This is a genomic window from Mucilaginibacter corticis (genome assembly GCF_007558865.1).
Classification (GTDB): Bacteria; Bacteroidota; Bacteroidia; order Sphingobacteriales; family Sphingobacteriaceae; genus Mucilaginibacter; species Mucilaginibacter corticis.
Genome location: NZ_VLPK01000001.1, coordinates 141,101 through 159,046 on the forward strand (window position 1 = coordinate 141,101; position 17,946 = coordinate 159,046).

Annotated in this window: 12 protein-coding genes and 1 tRNA gene; 4 read left to right on the top strand and 9 right to left on the bottom strand. The window is 40.4% G+C overall.

Features of this window, described 5'->3' with window-relative positions:
- Window positions 1-101: 101 nt before the first annotated feature.
- The 5 genes from FO440_RS00600 to FO440_RS00620 form a co-directional block, all read right to left on the bottom strand.
- The gene (locus FO440_RS00600) at window positions 102-2,654 is read right to left on the bottom strand and encodes a phosphocholine-specific phospholipase C (RefSeq protein ID WP_144246296.1); all 2,553 of its coding nucleotides are present in this window, start codon (window positions 2,652-2,654) and stop codon (window positions 102-104) included.
- A gap of 35 nt (window positions 2,655-2,689) precedes the next feature.
- Window positions 2,690-3,814, bottom strand: a complete 1,125-nt coding sequence (locus FO440_RS00605; protein WP_144246297.1) for a TIGR03364 family FAD-dependent oxidoreductase — start codon at window positions 3,812-3,814, stop codon at window positions 2,690-2,692.
- On the bottom strand, window positions 3,811-5,115 hold the full coding sequence (locus tag FO440_RS00610) for a DUF5690 family protein (protein ID WP_144246298.1): 1,305 nt from the start codon (window positions 5,113-5,115) through the stop codon (window positions 3,811-3,813). Before FO440_RS00610 ends, FO440_RS00605 begins: the two co-directional genes overlap by 4 nt.
- A 10-nt stretch (window positions 5,116-5,125) precedes the next feature.
- On the bottom strand, window positions 5,126-5,800 hold the full coding sequence (locus FO440_RS00615; RefSeq protein WP_144246299.1) for an HAD hydrolase-like protein: 675 nt from the start codon (window positions 5,798-5,800) through the stop codon (window positions 5,126-5,128).
- Between the two features lie 99 nt (window positions 5,801-5,899).
- The gene (locus FO440_RS00620) at window positions 5,900-6,481 is read right to left on the bottom strand and encodes a helix-turn-helix domain-containing protein (protein WP_144246300.1); all 582 of its coding nucleotides are present in this window, start codon (window positions 6,479-6,481) and stop codon (window positions 5,900-5,902) included.
- A gap of 173 nt (window positions 6,482-6,654) precedes the next feature.
- Here FO440_RS00620 and FO440_RS00625 point away from each other — a divergent pair, with 173 nt between their 5' ends.
- The 4 genes from FO440_RS00625 (at window position 6,655) to FO440_RS00640 (ending at window position 13,962) form a co-directional block, all read left to right on the top strand.
- Window positions 6,655-7,227: an HD domain-containing protein gene (locus tag FO440_RS00625; protein ID WP_144246301.1), complete on the top strand. Its 573-nt coding sequence runs from the start codon at window positions 6,655-6,657 to the stop codon at window positions 7,225-7,227.
- A gap of 191 nt (window positions 7,228-7,418) precedes the next feature.
- A complete protein-coding gene (locus tag FO440_RS00630) occupies window positions 7,419-10,757 on the top strand; it encodes a carboxypeptidase-like regulatory domain-containing protein (protein WP_144246302.1) in 3,339 nt (1,112 codons plus the stop codon).
- A 20-nt stretch (window positions 10,758-10,777) separates the two neighbouring features.
- Window positions 10,778-12,358: a SusD/RagB family nutrient-binding outer membrane lipoprotein gene (locus tag FO440_RS00635; RefSeq protein ID WP_144246303.1), complete on the top strand. Its 1,581-nt coding sequence runs from the start codon at window positions 10,778-10,780 to the stop codon at window positions 12,356-12,358.
- Window positions 12,359-12,636: 278 nt separating this feature from the next.
- Window positions 12,637-13,962 (top strand): PAS domain S-box protein, encoded by a 1,326-nt coding sequence (locus FO440_RS00640; protein ID WP_144246304.1) that lies wholly within the window; start codon window positions 12,637-12,639, stop codon window positions 13,960-13,962.
- Window positions 13,963-14,038: 76 nt separating this feature from the next.
- On the opposite strand, the gene FO440_RS00645 is transcribed toward FO440_RS00640, so the two are convergent.
- The 4 genes from FO440_RS00645 to FO440_RS00660 form a co-directional block, all read right to left on the bottom strand.
- A tRNA-Phe gene (locus FO440_RS00645) sits at window positions 14,039-14,111 on the bottom strand.
- Between the two features lie 616 nt (window positions 14,112-14,727).
- Window positions 14,728-15,696 (bottom strand): DUF5007 domain-containing protein, encoded by a 969-nt coding sequence (locus tag FO440_RS00650; RefSeq protein WP_246104145.1) that lies wholly within the window; start codon window positions 15,694-15,696, stop codon window positions 14,728-14,730.
- Between the two features lie 21 nt (window positions 15,697-15,717).
- Complete coding sequence (locus FO440_RS00655) at window positions 15,718-16,407, bottom strand: hypothetical protein (protein ID WP_144246305.1); 690 nt, start codon at window positions 16,405-16,407, stop codon at window positions 15,718-15,720.
- A 19-nt stretch (window positions 16,408-16,426) separates the two neighbouring features.
- Window positions 16,427-17,935 (bottom strand): RagB/SusD family nutrient uptake outer membrane protein, encoded by a 1,509-nt coding sequence (locus tag FO440_RS00660; protein WP_144246306.1) that lies wholly within the window; start codon window positions 17,933-17,935, stop codon window positions 16,427-16,429.
- Window positions 17,936-17,946 lie beyond the last annotated feature (11 nt).

Below are 17,946 nucleotides of genomic sequence, written 5' to 3' on the forward strand. Positions count from 1 at the left end.
AAGAGCCGGATTACCTGATAGCCGACCTGAACAAAGCCTTAACCAAAGCATCATTAATCGCAAAATCTTTAAGCGGCGTTAGCTAAAGTGGTATAACTATATTATACCACCCTGCCCATGTGCGGATCGCTAAAGCCTGTGCGGCCTGTTTCAACCCGGCCTGCATATCTTTTCTCGAACAAGTCATGACCTTTTACTTTCGCACTGAAATCGTACCAGTTATGGCTTTTGTCCAGGTTTAAAACCAAGCTTGTCTCACCCGACGGAACTACCGTTTTTACGTGGTTGTTTGTTTTATATGAATGATCAATAATTTCGACAACCTGCTGCTTTTTGGTATTATTCTTTATTTTAAGTACCACATTACCGCTAAGCTGATTGCTGGTTAGTCCCTTTTGGTAATCAACATGAATGTCAAGGGCTGGGTCGCTATGATCACCTTTAAACTCGCGGTAAAATCCGTTCGGGCCGTAAACTCTTAAATGATAATAATCATCGCCAAACTCATGCAGCGGCCAGCTATCAGCTAAACTGTCGCCGGCTGTTAACCCGTACGACCAGGTGCGCACATCTTCAAACTGTTGCGGATCGTCAGCTTTAACATATTTGCCCGGAGCATATACATTAAACGGAGCGCCAATACTTTTTTCGCCAAAAACTTTATTACCTGCTGCAAAGCTGATCTCGAAAACTTTTTTATCTGCATTTAGTTTTCCGTCAACATGCAATTCATAAGGCAGAGCACAAGCTGGTTTTATTCCCGCCTCCTGCTTGGCCATGTAAGGCGAGTCACCGGGGTTATGGTTTATAGCAGCGATCTCTGCCGGGTTAAGCAATTTATAAGTTGGCAGTTCCTTAAATTTTGCCTTATGTATGCCTTCTACAAAAACATTACGGGCTAAAAATTCGGGCGTTTCAATTTTTTCCCTATTATATGGCCTGAATGCAGTAGTGAGGTCGCCGCATATTGTACGGCGCCAATCACTAATGTTTGGTTCTACCACTTTTTTACCTGTCTTTTTACTTAAAAATCCCTCTAAAAACTGCAGGGTCGAAGTATGGTCAAATACTTCTGAATTCACAAAGCCGCCTTTGCTCCATGGTGATGCAATTACCATCGGTACACGGAAACCCAAACCTATTGAGCTTTCGCGGTCATATTTAGCCGGAAAACCCTTACGGTCATTTTCCTGCTCGACAGTTACAAACTCTACACGGGTATCTATTCCTTTTGAAGCAGCACCTGTTCCGGTTTTGTGAGAGTGTGGCGCTACAAACGGGGGCACGTGGTCGAAATAGCCGTCGTTTTCATCATAAGTAAGAATAAAGATGGTCTTTTTCCAAACCTCCGGATTCTGCGTCAATATGTCTAATACTTCAGATACATACCATGCACCATACCATGCCGCCGTTGGGTGGTCGCTAAAGTTTTCGGGCGCGCTTAACCATGATACTGTGGGCAGCTTACCGGTTTTCACATCATCCCTGAATTGGTATAATACATCACCCTTAGGTACCTGCACTTCGCGCTCAGTACCATTATCATCATACTTTAATGTGATCAGCTCATGATAATCAGGATCGTTTTTATTGGTACTAAAAGCTTTAAAGTGAATACTTTTTTCCCTGTCAGATAAACTATCAAACTGGCCTGGTTTAATTTTTTCTTTTTCTTTTTTAAAATCCTCCAGGTACTTCTGCATGTATCTCAGTTCAAGCTTCAGGTGATCAATATGCGCATCACCGGCTGCCAGGCCATCTATGTTTTTCTGCTTCTCGGCTATCATGCCCGGCAGTTTTTCTATACGGGCATCCAAGGCGTCTAAATGTTTTTGGTGCAGGTGGATGTTGTATTGCTCAAAAAACTCCAGCGGATTGTCCTGGAAATTTGATAGCCATGCATCCTGCTCGCCCTCAAAACCAACATCAATACTCATTTCGTTCTGGTAGCATTTCCATGAGATCCCGTGATCTTCCAAACGTTCAGGGAAAGTGGCCCATTTTAATGTACCATAGTCCATATCGTCGTTCCATACGTTGGCACGTGAGCTTTCATTTTGCTCTTCCCTTATAGTCCCTGTCCAAAAGTAAAGTCGGTTGGGGTTGGTACCGGTTAACGACGAACAAAAGTTCTGATCACACACGGTAAAGGCATCAGCCAGCGCATAATAAAACGGGAGATCTTCGCGGGTGTGGTAGCCCAGCGTTAAAGGCATGTGGCTGTATTGCTTTATGCTGTTCTTCTTTTCAACAAGCCACTGGTCAAATTTACCGTCGTTGCGGCTGTTTACCTGGTTTGACCATGAGTGCGGCAATGAACTCATCCATGTAGCTTTGGTGTTTTTTATGTCGAGATGAAAAGGCGCATAAGTTTCGCCTTTTTCGTTGGATTGCAGCCATACCTTATTTTTGTTAGGCAGATCGATGGCACGTGGGTCATTATAGCCCCTTACCCCTTTTAATGTACCAAAACAATGGTCGAAAGAACGATTTTCCTGCATCAGGATAACTACGTGCTCGGCATCCAGATAAGTACTGCCTTCAGCCGCGTTAATAGCCATAGCCTTTTGTATTGAGGCCGGCAACACACCGCTAACACTTGCGGCGCCGGTTAATAATGCAGCTTTCTTTAAAAAGTCTCTCCTGTTATCCATCTCTGTTTTTTTGGTACGTTAATATTAAGGATATTTTATTTTCTCGAAGTAAAAAACTCTTCACACAAACCGAATGATAAGGTCATTCCGTTACCGCCAACGCCATTTATTATGGTTACGCCGGGTTCAATTTCTTTGATCAGTTCGGTTTGGCCATTCATCATTTTAGGGTAGATACCATGCCATGACTGTAACAACTGCCAATCCTTAAAATTAGCGAATGTATGTAAGTAGTCTGTTATTAGTGTATTAATAAATTGCTTGTCGAAGGGGTCATGCACCAAGCCATATTCGTGCGAATCGCCGATGGTAAGTTCGCCACTGCCATTTTGCGATACCATTACGTGGATACCCCATTTAAGGTAATCGGCATATTGTTCTTCGTAACGTTTACGCAACGCGGGCAATGACGCGGCAACCTGGAAACCGGGATAATGGATCATGGATAAACCTCCGCATAATGACGGGCCGATACGCCACTCATCCGGCTGGCTTACCAAACGCATCATTTGCAGTTTACATTTGGTGATGTTGGTCTCTAAAAATAATTCCGGGTAAAGCGTTTCAAAATCAGCGCCGCTGCAAACAAATATTTCATCGGCTTGCCAGAACTTTGCTCCCGAGTAAACTTTAGGGTGTTCTATTTTTCTGATGGCCGTATTCCAGTGAAATTGCACACCGTATTTTTCTGCAAGGTATTTAGCTATCTGCCCTACGGCTACTCTTGATTCAACGATCATTTCTTCGCCGCTCCACAACGCGCCTTTCAACCCCTCCGGATTTACAGCAGGCGATTTAAGCAGTGTTTCTGATGCGTTAAGCAATCTGCAATCGCGGTGAGCGTGGTTTATATCTACATATTCTTTAATCACCTGCAATTCATCGTCATGATAAGCCAGGTGTAATGAACCAACCTCATCATGCCAGATGTTGGCTTCTTCGCAAATTTCTTTCCAGATGCTTCGCGATAACATAGCCCTTTCAAATAGCGGCCCTGTTTGCTGCCCAATTGGCCAGATCATCCCAAAATTGCGGATAGAGGCACCTACAGCCTGCTCGTTACGTTCAAAAACGGTTATGCTGTAACCGCGTTTGGCTAATGCGCGTGCGGTAGCAAGGCCAACTATGCCGGCGCCAATTATTATTGCTGATGGTTTCATGCGGTTGCAATATTCATATTTGTAGATTTGCCCTTGTCCTGGTTTCGGGCAATGCTTAAAAAATAAATTAATGACAGTACGGAACACGTGCCCCCTATAACGGCAACGGTTATTACGCCTTCCTGGAAAAAGGTACCCCAGCTGATATTTGGCCTGCCTAATTCTTTAACCAGTAAAACGCTCACACTGCCCAGATAACCCATAGAATCGGCCACGTAGATTAAGAAGCCTACGTTACCTTTAAAATGATATGAAGCCAGTAGTCTTTCAAAAAAGACCGCATTGTAAGGTACGTATCCAAAATAAAGGCCAAGGCCGGTAAGTGTCATCCAGGTCATAGGCCCAATTAATTTAAGGCCGAACAAAATGGTGCTCACTCCTATTAGTATACAGCCACCAATGATGAGGTAATGTATAATGCTGAATGCCTTCAGGTTTTTCTTTACCAGTATCAGCAGGCTCATAGCCACCAATACTATAATTGATATAATGGTATCTATCTGTGTAAATATGGCATTGTTTTTTACACCTAAACTGGCCCAGATCTCCACCTCAAAATTATCACGCACGTCGCGCATAATGGTTAACAGCACATAAATAACCAGGGTAAGTATTATACCCGGTAAAAACCTGGCTAAAAAATCCTTACGTTCGGCCGCGTCCATCGGCAGGCGCTTGGTGCGTAACTGAATATCTTCGGCAGTAGGCGGTGGCATCAGCTCAAGGCAAAAAACAAAGAGCAATAACGGCAATACAAACAGCGCGCCCGTTATAAATGGCATCTGGAATTCTGAGATATGGAACGAACTCATCAGCGTACGTGCAACAGTTTTCACAAAGCCCGAAGCAAATATCAGGCTGATGGAAAGTACCGCCGCCATAAACTCGGTAGACTTACGCCCCTCTAAGTATCCAAAAACCAATCCCCAGATCAGCCCTAACGGAAATCCATTAATGAAAAGGAATATGATATTGTATGGCGCAGGCACAATAGCAAAGCACAATAACGCCAGCCATGCAATACCGATTAATACCAGGATACTTTTAGCACGCTGGCCCGGCTTTAATTCAGATATAAACTTTATACCATAAAACTTACTCATGGTGTAGCCAATGATCTGGGCGATTACCAGCCACACCTTATAATCAATATGAAAATATTGCTGCCCGGTAAAGGTACCGGCAGAATAAGCCTTTCTGAATGCGTACATACAGGTATAAGCACCAAATGATGCCATTGCGGCAAATACCGATACTAACCCATAGGGCCATTTGGCAACCTTAGCGCGCAGCTTTTCCATACTGATAGGTCTATTGATTAATAATATCTACTACGTCGGCTATATCATCAATAATATGTGTGGGATGATAAGGCTCCAGCTCTTCACGGGTAAAGCTACCTGTGGTTACGCCTATCACATACTTACAACCGGCGTTTTGGCCTTCATTTACGTCAACCTCAGTATCGCCAACCTTAGCCACTTCGTTGGCATCGATAATGCCAAATTCGGCCATCATTTTTTGTATCATGTAAGGATGCGGGCGGCCTTGTTCAACCTCGTCTGATGCGATAAGATAATCTATCAACCCTTTTTCTTTCCATTGCAGCCTGTTGATGATGGTATCGGCTATAGCACGGGTAAAGCCGGTATTTAAACCGATCTTTATGCCCTGCGCATGAAGGCGCTCAAATGTTTCTTCAGTATGAGGGAATACCTCGATCTGGGGCGATGTACGATAAAAGTTTATCATGTGCTCCACAAAATCGTTGTGGATAGCCTGTATCAATTCTTCAGTTACACCTGTTTCATTTTTTAACAAGATGCGGATAGCCTCTATCTTTTTATAACCCATTACCAGGGCTATTTCATTAATTGGCGCGTCATAACCATGTTGGTTCATGGTCGACTTAAAAGCATTCATTACACCTATTTCATCTTGAATGGTGGTGCCTGCTATATCAAAAACTACTAATTTTATACTCATTACAAAAGGTTATAATTGTTCAACAATACTAAAATTAGTTTATTAATATTAAACTAAGCCTGTATTAAGAAAAAATTAATTTGTAATGGGTAAAGAGCTTTAAGCTTTCTTTTCTTCAAAGAAATAGATCACAAGTGTAGTCGCAATATCAGATCCCAGGTTTCGGGGAGTATGGGGTATCCTGCCGTCAAACAAGATAGAATCACCTTTTGATAGAACTATTATTTCATCATTGAACCGGTATTCTATTTCACCGGACAATATGTATTTATATTCATAAGCCTCGGTTTCAACCAATGGCCTTTTGGCATCAGGCTCAAGTTCTAATATCACAATATCAACTGTCGACTGCGATATATATTGGGTAAAGATCCGTTGATAATGAAAGCCTTCGGCATGTTCCTTCTCGAAGCGCTCATACTCGTTTTTGCGCTTAACCAGTATAAGCTGCTGGTTAGTTTTGGTATGGATGTCTTTGAAAAATATATTCAGGTCAATATCAAGCGCCTTAATAATATCTATCAACACAATAAGCGAGGGTACGGTACGGCTATTTTCTATTTGTGAAATTAGCCCTTTACTTACATTGGCACGGGTAGCCAACTCTTGTACAGTAATGTTTTTTTCGCGGCGTTTTTCCTTAATATGATTGCTTATCTGTATAATAATATCCTCTTCCATAGAAATAAAGTTGCGGCAAAGTTATATTTTGTTTAAAACCGTCAAGAATAAAATTTAGTTAATTAAAGTTAAATGATAGCATTTAGGTTAAACTTTGTATAGTATTTGTAAAACATATCATATAAATTTAACACTCACATAATCTCTGTTCGGCTAATTTGTTAAAAAATATCATGGCTGCAAATACTAATATAGATAAGGTAAATAAGGTGTTTTCATTATATGAAAAATATGGTGATGAAGACTACATAGGCGAACCTGTATCTCAATTAGAACATATGTCGCAAGCGGCAGAAATGGCCAGGATTGAAGGTTATGATGACGAAGTGATATTAGCAGCATTTTTTCATGACATAGGCCATTTATGTGCGGATGACAACGAAGCCGAAAGCATGGATGGTTTAGGCAATGTTGACCATGAAAAATTAGGTGCTGACTATTTACTTAACCTTGGCTTTTCTGGAAGGCTTGCAGCGTTGGTAAAAAGCCATGTTGTAGCCAAGCGCTATCTTACTTATAAATATCCTGAATATTATAATAAACTTTCTGACGCGAGTAAAGCCACCCTTGCTTTCCAGGGAGGCGTTATGACTGAACAGGAAGCAATAGCTTTTGAAGCTAACCCTGATGCCGATCTAATAATAAAATTCCGCGAGTGGGATGATGCCGCAAAAGAAACAGAGATCCCGGTTAATAACATTGATTATTTAAAATCGATCGCTATCCTGCATTTAGATAGTCAATAATTAAAATAACCCTCCCAAGGTTAATTTTTTGTAAGCTGATTGTAACCGCCCTGTTACTGAAAACCCCAGCTTAATATGTTCTACACGGTTTGTTCAACATAGCATAACATAGACTTAGTTTACAAATAATAAACAAAGTTTAGTATTGCTGCATGAAAAATCCCTTAATAATCCTTATTTAAAATTAACCGATGAAACAAATTTACCAACAATTTACAAAGGTAATGACAGTATTGTTGTTGCTTTTGGCCCCGGCTTTAGCGTTTGGGCAAATCAAGATCGGGGGTGTAGTAACAGACCAGAATAAACAACCCATCCCCGGGGTTTCAGTAAGAATTGGCGGTACGCAAGGCGGCACCATTACTGATATTGATGGTCATTATTTTATTACTGCGCAGGCAGGGCAAACCTTAACATACACTTATGTAGGTTATACAACCGCAAGTGTTATTGTTACTGATAAAACAGTTGTGGATGTAACCTTAATTGGTGACAACAAAACATTAAACGAAATTGTAGTTACCGCCCTTGGTGTTAAAAAAGAAACCAGGGTAATTGGTTATGCTACACAAACTGTAAAAGGAAGCGACTTAACAACCGCGCGCGACCCTAACCCTGTTAACGGATTAATAGGTAAAGTTGCCGGTTTATCAGTGGCGGCAACTTCCGAAATTTTAGGTGTACCTAACGTGACTATCCGTGGTGGTACAGTTACACTGTTTGTAGTTGACGGTTTGCCTATTAACTCGGACACCTTTGATTTGAGCCCGGACGACATCGACAGCTACACAGTTTTAAAAGGCCCTGCTGCAGCGGCGTTATATGGTAGCCGTGCACAAAACGGCGCGATTGTTATCACCACTAAAAAAGGTGATAAAAACAAAAAAGGTCTTACTGTTGATATAAACAGCAGTACGGTAATGAACAAAGGCTTTTTAGCGTTCCCGCGCATTCAGAACAAATTCGGACCGGGTGAAAATACCTTTTACACGTTTGTTGATGGTAAAGGTGGCGCACCGGGTGGCGTGGATAGCGACTATGACGTTTGGGGACCATATTTTGCAGGTCAGTTGATCCCGCAATATGATAGCCCGGTAGTTAATGGCGTACGCCAGGGTACTCCATGGACTGCAAGAGGCGCAAACAACCTTGCAAACTTTTTGCAAACCGGTTATCAAACTAACAATGAAATAGCTGTAGGTGCTAATGGCGATAACTATACCACCCGCGTTTCAGTATCTCAGCAACATCAAACAAGCTATATCCCGTCTCAATATCTTGATATTTTTAACGGTAACTTCTACGCGCAATTTCGTCCAATGCCAAAGTTAACATTCGAGGCAAGTATTGATTTTAACAGACAAACTACTGATAACTTCCCGGACGTTCAGTATGGTCCTAACAGTATCATCTACAACATGGCGATATGGACAGGTGCTGACTGGAATGTTAACGCACCCGATATTAAAGGCATCTGGCAGCCGGGTAAAGTAGGTACGCAATCTGTGTTTGCAGAATATACCCGTTACCATAACCCATGGTTCCTTACAGAGATCTGGACCCGCGGTCATTATAAAAATGATACTTACGGTTATGTATCAGGTAACTATAAAATTAACGACAACCTGAACGTTAGCTTAAAGAACCAGATAGATACCTACAACATATTACGTACGGAAGACCTTCCTTTTTCTGCCCACCCTTATGGCCGTGAAGGTAACCAGGGTGATTACCGTGAAGACCGTCGTGATCTGTTTGAAAACAACACTTTGTTGACTTTAAACTATGATTACACCGTTAATAACTTCTTTAATTTATCAGGTTTAATTGGTAGTAACCTGCGTAGCTTTAAATATAATTCAAGCTGGACATCAACTGATTATTTGATCATACCTGGCTTATATTCATTCAACAACACAAAAAACCCGATACAATCTACAAGCTTCAATTCGGCTGAACGCCAGTTAAGTATATTTGGCTCATTGGACTTGTCATTCGGCAAATATGCTACTTTATCAGGCACATACCGTGTTGAGCATTCTTCAGCATTCTCAAGTGTAGCTTCATATAGATATCCAAGTGTTTCAGCAACAACGGTAATATCTGATTACGTTACTTTGCCTGAAGCTATTTCTTTCTTAAAAGTTAGAGGATCTTATGCAAACATCCGTTCAGATGCTACAACCCCTACTATCGGCCCTGCTCCGTTTAATACTATTTCAGCATATGGAGGGCAGACCTTAAACAATAGCCCTACAAGTGATCCGTTATTTTTGAATCCATTAGGTTATGGCACCACTTATAACAGCCCTTATAACGGACCTAATTATTCATTGAACACGTCGTATTCAACAGCTAAACCCTACAACAATCAAACAGCAGGTTACGGTCCAAATTCGCTATTTCAACCTGGTATAGTAACGTCAACCCGTGTAAATTACGAAGAAGGGTTTGATATTAAATTTATTAAAAACCGCTTAGGCTTAAGCGGAACAGCTTTCCAATATATTGACGGTCCGCAAATTCTGGCTAACCCTATTTCAACTGCAAGCGGTTACACTACAGAACTTTTAAATGCGTTGAAAACTAAAAAAACAGGTTATGAGCTTTCTTTAACCGGCACACCGATAAAAGACCTAAGTGGTTTTGGATGGGATGTATTGGTTAACTGGTCTACCTACAAAGAAATTTATACAGAACTGCCTCCGGGACAATCAGTTTATAACACTTTCTTCCACGTGAACGACAGAGTTGATAAATTTTACGGTACCAAATTTGTAAGAACACCAGACGGCCAGATCATCTACAACTCGCCTGACGCAACAGGTAAAGGTGGTGGTGAACCATTGGTTTCTCCGACAAGACAATATTTAGGTCATCTTGATCCGGACTTTACCTGGTCTTTCTCAAACAGGTTCCACTACAAGAACATAGGTTTGAGTTTCCAGCTTGACGGCTCAGTTGGTGGTGTAACTACAGATTATGTGCACAACAAAACTATCCGTGGTGGTAGTAACGCCATAACAGCGGAAGGTGCGCTTGGTGATGCACGTTACCAGGACTGGCTGCATTACCCTGCAAACAATCAACAGCCTGATGCAAACTATAAAGGAACTTATGTAGCTAAGGGTGTGCAAATCTCAAACGGTGTAGCACCTAATTATGACTCTGCTACAGGTGCCGTTTTAAACTATGGTGCATTGCAGTACAAAACAAATAATACGCCGGTATTGGTGCAGGAGTATTCCAGTGAATACTACAATGTGGACGAGGCTAACCTGATGAGCAAAACATACACTAAACTGCGTGAGGTAACAATTGACTACACTTTCCCTAAAAAATGGCTGGAGAAAACTTTTATAGCTAAAGCTTCAGTTTCTCTTTACGGACGTAACTTATTGTATTTCTATAAAAACCCGGAGTTTAAAGACGTAGATCTGGATCAGTACGCTAATACACGTACTTCACTTACCGGCTTACAATCTCCTTCAGTACGCAGCTACGGGATTAATTTAAAAGCTTCATTCTAATTTAAAATTGGATAATGATTATGAAAAAGATATTTAAAATTTATTTACTGCCGGCGCTTATGCTATTGACAGTAAACAGTTGCAAAAAAAGTTTCCAGCAACTGACAGTAAACAACAACGTACCAACAAGTGTACCGTCATCGTTACTTTTTAACGGAATATTAAACAGTATGGTTGATTTTCCGGATAACTCAAATGAGATATACTGCCAGTATTATATTTACAACTATAACTATTACGGTAACAACACCTACAATTTAGGTTCTGGTGATAACTACTACACAGCCTTAAAAAACGTAACGTTAATGGAGCAACAGGCACTTGCAGTAGGATCGCCGGCGGTTAATCCTTACAGTGCTATGGGTAAATTTTTCAGAGCCTATTTTTTCAGCAAGATGAGCCTGGAAATGGGGGATATCCCAATGACACAAGCTTTAGGTGGCCTTAGTATGTTAAAGCCTAAATATGATACACAAAAGGCTGTAATGATACAATGCCTTGCCTGGTTAGAAAGTGCAAATACCGACATGGCGGGTTTAATAACCGCAGGTGGCAATACACTTGAGGGCGATATATTTTTTAAAACTGACAACCTTAATCATTGGCAGAAAGTTATCAACACCTTCAGAATAAGATTGCTTTTAGAGCTAAGCAAAAAAGCTGCTGATCCGGATTTGAATGTTCCGGCACAATTTGCCACCATATTGGCATCTCCTGCCAAATACCCACTGATGGCAAGCGCTGATGATAATGTGCAATATATTTTCCTTGACCCAACAAATTATTATCCTCAAACTCCGGATAACTTCGGTCAGAATGGCTCAAGACAAAACAGCTCGCAAACTTACATTCAATTGCTTACTACTTTGAAAGATCCAAGGGTTTACGTAACTGCAGAGCCTGCACGTCATTTGGTTGACGACCTGCACCAAAGCCCAACTGATTTTGCATCATTTGTTGGTGCAGACCCGGGTGAGGATTTAGGTGTGATGTATGCTAACGCAGGTTTAGGTGACTATTCGTTTCTTAGCAGAAAGCGTTACTATTCAACCTATACGGGCGAGCCCAGCATCCAGATCGGCTATCCTGAACTAATGTTCAACATAGCCGAAGGCATTAATCGCGGATGGGCTCCGGGCAATGCAGAAAATTATTACATAGCGGGCATACAAGCGTCTATGGCGTATTACAGCATCCCGGCAACCGGAACTTTTACTGCTTATTTTTATCGTCCGGGTTCAAAATCTACGGCTGATCTAACTAACTATGATGCTTTTCCTATTACTACTAACTGGAACACTTATTATGCTGCGCCTACCGTTAAATACACTGCAGGCGCAGCAGGTTTAACTCAGATATTGCAGCAAAAATACCTGGCATTATTCCGTCATTCAGGTTTAGAGTCGTATTTCACTTACCGCAGAACAGGCGTTCCAAACTTTACAACCGGACCGGGTACAGGTAACGGCGCACGTATAGCTTTGCGTTTCCAATATCCTTCAAGCGAGCAGACTGCCAATACGGCTAATTATAAAGCGGCATTGGCAAGCCAATATGCCGGTAATGATGATATTAATGGCAAAATGTGGCTGTTACAATAAAGTTCATTAAACCATATTCTTTTCAACAAAAGCGGGCTTGTCTCGCTTTTGTTGTTTGTAACCTTTGGAAGCGCTAATAATGCGGCACCTACTCCAAAAGGTGTTTAAAAACCAAAAGCTTATTTCTTGAGTGAAATAAGCTTTTATGTTTTGTTCCGATAGAGATATAACTTCCTTACCTCCGCTTTAACTATAAATAATATCACTCAAATTTTCCTCAGCAGCACTTTTAAATAACTATCTTGCAATTATTATCTATTGATTAACTTTTATTTAACATGAAGGAAAATATATTAACAAAATATATATCGTTTTATAAATTCTGGAACAATTATGCTGATTATGTGAAGGGCGTTATGCATGTGCCCGCTAAAAACCAGCAAAGTCATGATCAGTTATCAAACCGTCTTTTTACCCATACCATCATTTATGCATTGCCTGTTGCTTTCCTGGCACTTATTCCGACAACAATTATAGCATTAAATCAAAAAAATCCCTTTTTAGCATTGTTCGGAATAGGTATTGTTCTCGCTGTTACATGTACAGCATTTAACCCATATTGGTCAATGTCTTTACGTAAATTTACCGTTTCGGCCGCGTTAGTCGTTATGGCAGCTGTACTTATAGTTGCCAGGGGCACCTTTTCTATAGGCTATATTTATTTGCTTGCATGCAGCGTTTTTTATGCGCTGCACTTATCACATAAAATTGCAATTCGCGCTGTTTTGGCTAACCTCATATTTTGTATATTATTTTGGTTCATTATTGCTTTCCACCTTATAAAATCCGGTCCGCTTGCTACTACATTAACCTGGGATTGGCTGATACAATCTATTAATTTTCTGTTTATCAATATTGTAATTGTTGTAATGATCCGCTATACGATCGATCACCTGGAACACACTATGAAAGCTGAAAATGATGCTCACCAGCAACTAAAAGATGAACTGCGGGAAAAGCAATTATTAAATGACTACTTGCAGGAATCAGAAAGCAGATACAAAACACTTTTTTCATTAAGCCCATCTGCCAAACTAATTTTCGATAGTAAAAATTTACGTTTCCTTGAAACCAACAAGGTAGCATCTGAAGTATATGGTTATTCTGAATCTGAATTTCTGACTATGAAACTAACAGATATTCACTTAAAAGGAGATCTGCCTGGCTTCCTAATCAAGCATTCTGATAGTAATAATACTAACAATGTAGCATCTCCCGTTCGTTCGCGTCATTTAAGGAAAGATGGGAGCATGATTGATGTGGCACTATTGGGTAATGATATCAACTTTAAAGGTAATCTGGCGCACATTCTTGTTGTTAATGACATTACACGGCAGATTAAGCAGGTAAATGCAATTGAAAAACAAAATGCTAAACTAAGGGATGTAGCGTATATTCAATCGCATTTAGTACGATTGCCTTTAACAAAGATCATGGCGCTAACCGAATTAATTGTTGATGAATTTACAAGCCACGGAGATCAGGAATTATTAAAGGCATTGGCGCATTCATCAGTTGAGTTAGATAACATGATCCGCAAAATAGTATACGAGAGTGCCGATATTCTGGCCGAACTGGATAGACAAGCGGGCGAAAGTTATTGATGACCTATGTTGTTTACGGCTACCGACATTACTTCCAAACAAAAAAGCCCTCAGAAATTAATCTAAAGGCTTTCTGTGGTATCAGCTGGGATCGAACCAGCGACACAAGGATTTTCAGTCCTTTGCTCTACCGACTGAGCTATGATACCGTCCATTTAAGAACTGCAAATGTAGACTGAATATAAGCTACTTATAGCCAACAAACGAAGAAACTAAGGCCAAGTCTAATACTTTACATTGAAAGTGCGCCAAATGAGTACCGAAACACTAAATTACACCGAACCCCAAATCGTAACAAGCAACGACCTGTCAAAGCGTTCGTATATTGAATTCTATTTAAATAACAAAAGAGTTCGCTGATATTCTCAATCAACGAATAAGCCCTAACCGAGCTAAGTCCATTCCTGAGCGAAACGCCTTGCTAAAGTTAGTTATTTTAATTATGAAATTACTGATTCTACTCACTAAGTTAGCTGATACATCAACATACAGCCACTTCGTTTCAAGGTAGTACAACGTAAATATGTACCCCAAAAGGAACCCACCATATTTAGTTATATGTCCACCTTGCCTTAATGCTTCTGTTCAGCAGTGAGCTGTTCGAGAATTCGCTCGACATTAAATCTACTGCAATGACAAACATTAAACACTCGGCCATATTGAGTTAAAAATTTGAAACGAGCTTTATCAATTCACCTTTGTAAACAAAAAACCCGGCGCATCATTACGATCACGCCGGGGTATTAACGTATTATTTGATCTTTCTTATATAGGGTCGCGTGTAACGTGCGGCACTTTAACAGTGATCAGGTAAGTACCTTCCTGGAATAGCCTTACGGTAAATCGTGGGTTAGCACTATATATCCGGGCCGATGTTGGTGTCCAGCCTGCGTCAAATTTTGCAAATTTGCTTGGGATACGGTAATAAATAGTAAACCCTTGCGCAGCTCCCTGGTATGGGAAAGGTGTTATTTCAAAATTACAGGTTAATGATGTATCAGATACAATTACAGGGTGAAACTTGGCAAAAGTTGTAAAGTCGCTTCTGTCACCACGTGTAATATATTCATTATTTTTAGGGTTAAACGGAACACCATTTTCATCAACAATTTTTAAAATAGCCAGTGTACCTTTAGGCGACAGCTTTTGAACCGTAACCGGCGGGTTGCCCGTATCACCATTTGCTGAACTATTATCCTGGAACCAGGCGCTTCCACCTGCATCAATTTCGGCTACATCGCCTTCAACTAAATTCAAGATACCAATATTCTTATACGTTTTTGTGCCGTTCTGGTTTGTAGCGCTGATATCAAATTCATATTTACCTAAAGGAACATTGATAGAACTATTGTAAAAAGTGAAACCGCCTGTATGTTCGTTAAATTCAAACGCAGGTGTATTCACAATCTTACGGATGCTATTAAGTAATGCTAAAGTAGTATCAATATCCGGGTAAAATTGTGATAGAAATACATAACGCGGACGATTTTTATATAAAGAGTCGGCATGCTTGTGCGTAACGGCATCACGAATATCCAACAATTTATAGGTAACCGGGGCACTTGAGCCATCATTATCGACAGCAGATGTCTGCACCACATAGCCTTGTGGAATTGGGATAGGGCTATCACGGTAACGGATCTGTGAACTTAGAAACCCATGTGGCGCTTTAACACAAGCGGCAACGCTGGCTACTGTGAAGACAGCGATCAAAATTTTATAATTTATTTTCATTGTTAGTTTATCTAAAGTTTATTAATTGACTACAGCATCAAAATAGGTAAACGTATGGTTGTTGCTAAGTACATGCAAAATTCCTGTTGTGGTAATTATACCCGTGGTTTGACAAAGCACAGTGAATAATTGTTTAGGATCAGCTGCCAGCACACCGGAAATATCAACGGGCACCGGTCCACCTGGCGTCAATGGAAGCACTTTAGTAAGATATATATACTGTGGATCTGTGGTAAAAATGTTGTTTGTATAATCGGTAGTTGGCCGCAAATTTATCAGCCTTTTTTCACCATCAAGCGCAGTAGCATAAACACCAGTTTGCGTTAAATTATCACGCGTATATTTATCTTTAAACATGTAGGCCCTTAACGAGTCTTTAAGTGATGTAAAATCAAGCGAATCAAACTTCAGTTTAAAATTTTCATCATTTAACTGAATCTGCAATTGCGTTTGTTTGGCCAAAATGTAATTATGGATTGAGTAGTTGGTAAGTGCAAAAAAGGTACCGCTGCTGTTAACATCGTTCTTTAACTGCATTTTATCTATCATAATTACCAGCGTATCAAATGCATGGTTTGTTTTCAGATAATCATACGTGGTCATGTTAACATTAGCCTTAAATAAGTCACCGCCAATCACATAACTCTTTTTACACGACAACAACCCGGTTGCCGCAAATAACAGGAGCGCAAATATTTTTATATTTTTCATTTTACGATATTTTAAAGGATTACAGTTTACCTACCCAGTAAGGGGTTTGTGTTAGCGTCAAATCGTCCTTAAACATGGCAGGGTCAATTGGCCAATAGTTTGCACCTAATGCAAGTTTAGTATCACTAAAGCTTGAATTATATTGATCTATAAAACCTGATAAGGGATTGCTAACTTTTTTGGTACGTACAAGATCATAAAAAGATTGTCCTTCATAAAACAATTCCCGCAGCCTTTCTTCAAGTATGGTTTGTGCAAGCTCATCACCCGATTCTGATGTTATTGAATGAACAAGCGCCCTGTTTCTTACTTTGTTAAGTAAAACTATTGCTTCAGCATCTCTGCCCAAGTGGTTTAAGGCCTCGGCGCGCAGCAACATAATATCTGACAATCTAAAGATGTTCAGATTGTTAGATAATCTTGGGTCGTTTTTTGCAGATCCATCAGCATAAGTAATATTGGCATATTTAATTGTTTGCCCGGCATTCGATTCAGGCTGGAAAAAGTATTTTTGATACCTGATATCCTTTTTAGAATCTGTATCATTAAACAATTGTTTAATGTATACGGTGCTTAACGGCCATTCTAAATTGGATTTACTATAAATGAAAGGGAAGCTCAATGTAGGTGCGTAGCCAGGATTATTAGGACCTGCAAGGGCTATACCTTCACTTTGGCCATAGCTGATATTGATCTCAAAAATACCTTCTGAAGATTTACCAATAAATATCTTACTAAATTGAGACGTATCTTCTACCAACTGGTACTGGCCATTGTCAATTACTTGCCCGGCAGCTACATCACAAGCGGCATAATTGTGCAGCCAAGCTTGTATGTGGGCCTCTAACGCAAATGCGCTTCCTTTATTTGCCCTTACAGCTTGTTGTGACGGATCAGTATAACCAAATACCAGGTCATTTTCTGCAATTTTCAAATCAGCTAAACATTGTTTCAACACATCGGCAGCAGGTGTGCGCGGTATATTTTTTGCCTGGCTTATATCCAGATCAGGCGTTAATTTCAACGGGACGTCGCCCCATATCCGGCTCATGTAGAAATAAGTGAAGGCGCGCAAAAAATAGGCTTCACCAATAATTCTTTGCTTATCGTCCTGGTTTGCAAAAGTGCCAATCGGTATATCAGGAACTTTAACTATGATCAGGTTTATTTGCTGTAGTAACTGGTAGTAGTTTGTCCAATTCCAAAAGCCACCATCTACGTTTAAGCCTGTAAACTCTCCGTTCGAAATATTATAGGCCGCGTCGTCCTGGCCTGAGTTAATGCTAAACTCTAACGCGGTAGCATCACCATACACATGAAATGATGTCTTGTTAAGCAATGCAGAGCGTAAAAGGGCATATGCGCCAGCTATAGCCGTATTTGCATCAATACCATTTGTAAAATAAGCACTGGTAAACGTAGAGTTGTGAGGCTCAAGGTCAAGTATCTTTTTACAAGATGTTGTTACACTTACTAATCCGGCTATCAATAATAACCCGGCAGTGTATTTTAGTTTCTTTATTTTCATTTTCGTTTTTT

Coding starts and splice junctions, on each gene's coding strand:
- FO440_RS00600 (WP_144246296.1), bottom strand. CDS start 2,654: ATGGATAACAGGAGAGACTTTTTAAAGAAAGCTGCATTATTAACCGGC.
- FO440_RS00605 (WP_144246297.1), bottom strand. CDS start 3,814: ATGAAACCATCAGCAATAATAATTGGCGCCGGCATAGTTGGCCTTGCT.
- FO440_RS00610 (WP_144246298.1), bottom strand. CDS start 5,115: ATGGAAAAGCTGCGCGCTAAGGTTGCCAAATGGCCCTATGGGTTAGTA.
- FO440_RS00615 (WP_144246299.1), bottom strand. CDS start 5,800: ATGAGTATAAAATTAGTAGTTTTTGATATAGCAGGCACCACCATTCAA.
- FO440_RS00620 (WP_144246300.1), bottom strand. CDS start 6,481: ATGGAAGAGGATATTATTATACAGATAAGCAATCATATTAAGGAAAAA.
- FO440_RS00625 (WP_144246301.1), top strand. CDS start 6,655: ATGGCTGCAAATACTAATATAGATAAGGTAAATAAGGTGTTTTCATTA.
- FO440_RS00630 (WP_144246302.1), top strand. CDS start 7,419: ATGAAACAAATTTACCAACAATTTACAAAGGTAATGACAGTATTGTTG.
- FO440_RS00635 (WP_144246303.1), top strand. CDS start 10,778: ATGAAAAAGATATTTAAAATTTATTTACTGCCGGCGCTTATGCTATTG.
- FO440_RS00640 (WP_144246304.1), top strand. CDS start 12,637: ATGAAGGAAAATATATTAACAAAATATATATCGTTTTATAAATTCTGG.
- FO440_RS00650 (WP_246104145.1), bottom strand. CDS start 15,696: ATGAAAATAAATTATAAAATTTTGATCGCTGTCTTCACAGTAGCCAGC.
- FO440_RS00655 (WP_144246305.1), bottom strand. CDS start 16,407: ATGAAAAATATAAAAATATTTGCGCTCCTGTTATTTGCGGCAACCGGG.
- FO440_RS00660 (WP_144246306.1), bottom strand. CDS start 17,935: ATGAAAATAAAGAAACTAAAATACACTGCCGGGTTATTATTGATAGCC.